Origin of the sequence: Bacteroides timonensis, from assembly GCF_000513195.1 — a bacterium.
Classification (GTDB): domain Bacteria; phylum Bacteroidota; class Bacteroidia; order Bacteroidales; family Bacteroidaceae; genus Bacteroides; species Bacteroides timonensis.
In genome coordinates, this window is record NZ_CBVI010000202.1 from 1 (window position 1) to 1,804 (window position 1,804).

Genomic DNA, 1,804 nt, shown 5'->3' on the forward strand with positions numbered 1-1,804 from the left:
GGAAAATCCAACGTAACTGCCCCCCAGTGTCCAATGTAAATTGCCCCCCTGTTTCTTTTCCTTCCAATTTCTAAAATCATCAGTTCCAAAACAACTCTGTTCGCTATCAGTATGCCGGGGTTCTACTTAATGTTTCTTTGTAAATATAGTGATTTTATTTTTTACATTGTAGCTTTCTAATTGAGTCTCCATGCAGTTCTATTCTGATAGCTTGATGAACAATCCTGTCCAACACCGCATCGGCTATCGTCTTTTCTCCGATAATCTCATACCATCCATTTACCGGTAGCTGCGATGTGATGAGTGTGGATTTCTTACCATGCCTATCTTCAATGATATCCATCAGATTCATTCTGGCTCCGTTATCAAAAGGCTGTATTCCGAAGTCGTCCAATATAAGCAAATCGGTACGCTCGATCTTTTTCAGTTCCTGTAGTATGCTTCCTTTAGCCTTGGCTACTTTGAGTTGCCCCATCAATTTGGCTGTATTGGCATATAACACTTTCATCCCTTTCTGACAAGCTCTGTAACCCAATGCAGTAGCTATGTAACTCTTGCCGGTACCGGAACTTCCTGTTATGAACAGGTCTTTGTTTTCTTTGACAAAGGTGAGTTCGGCAAGCCTTTCCAACAAGTTACGGTCCAATCCTCTTTCTATACCATAATCCATTTCTTCCATATATGCCTTATAACGGAAGTTTGCCTGTTTGATCAGCCTTTCTATCATCCTGTTGCATCGTTCGTCCCATTCGCAGGTTACAAGCCACGATACAAACTGGTCTGTAGTCATAGACTCGGCTTTGAAGCTGTCCATGCTCGTTCTAAAAGCATTGTACATTCCTGAAAGACGCATTTGGCGCATCTTCTCCAAGGTTTCCTGATTCATTTCCATCATTGAGTGTTTTTAATTATAATATTCTTTTCCATGTATGTTTTCGTGGGTAGGCATTCCTGTTTCTTCATCCTGAACCTCTTCTTCCAAAGGTAGCTCATCCTGCCTGTTCTTGAGTATTTCTTCAATGGCCGGATAATTGTACAATCCGTAGTTGGAAGCCCATCTGCAGGCATTTATCAACCTTTTCTTGCCCACCCTTGAGGCAAAGGAGAGTATGCCTCTGCATGATTTGTAAGCTTGTTCAGGATAGGGCTTGGCTTCGATGACGTGTCGGATATAGTTTTCCACGTCTGTGTGTATGAGACCGGCTTCTTTGAGGAACTTCTCCGGATTCCATTCCGTAATGACTCGTTGGCTGGAAGCCTGGTGCTCGGGAAGGTAAGTGTATCCATAAGGCTTGTAGTTTCTCCTGTGGACGGCTATCTTCTCATATTTCAAATAGATTTCCACGACTGTGTTGTTGTATAAGACATTCACCTTCTTGCCGATATAAGAGTACGGAACACTGTAGTAATGTCTTTCCAGACGTATGTATCCGTTCTTCTGCACAGTTGCCGTATGCCGATGCTTGAGTTCGAAACGGATCGGGTTTAAAGGTCCCATGCAGTCGCGCTCAATCTCTTCGTATTGTTCGCGACGGCTATAGTTCCTGCCTGTCAGAAGGGCGTTGTTATGCAGTTCCAAAGCAACGCGTATAGCCGCATTGAGTGATTCCAGATCGTAGAACTCACGCCCGTCCAGTTTGGTGTAAATGCTGCGGTAGATCAGCTTCACGGCTCCTTCGACCAAGGCCTTGTCCCTGGGTTTGCGTACCCTGGCGGGCATGACCACACAGCCATAGTGTTCGGCAAAAGCAGCGAAGTCCTCATTCAACTCGGCTTCGTAACGGCTGGGCTTTGTCACTGCGGA

The 1,804-nt window shown here is 44.8% G+C and carries 2 protein-coding genes; both read right to left on the reverse strand.

The features are described from left to right. Positions 1 to 154: 154 nt before the first annotated feature. Entirely contained in the window at positions 155 to 892 is a 738-nt protein-coding gene (gene istB, locus BN161_RS27815) for an IS21-like element helper ATPase IstB (RefSeq protein WP_044272619.1), read from the reverse strand. 12 nt (positions 893 to 904) lie between these two features. Next, on the reverse strand, positions 905 to 1,804 hold a 900-nt coding region (locus BN161_RS27820), incomplete at its 5' end, for a Mu transposase domain-containing protein (protein ID WP_044272622.1).

Bases quoted from the DNA above. Each gene is read 5' to 3' on its own strand.
- istB (WP_044272619.1), bottom strand. From the start codon at position 892: ATGGAAATGAATCAGGAAACCTTGGAGAAGATGCGCCAAATGCGTCTT.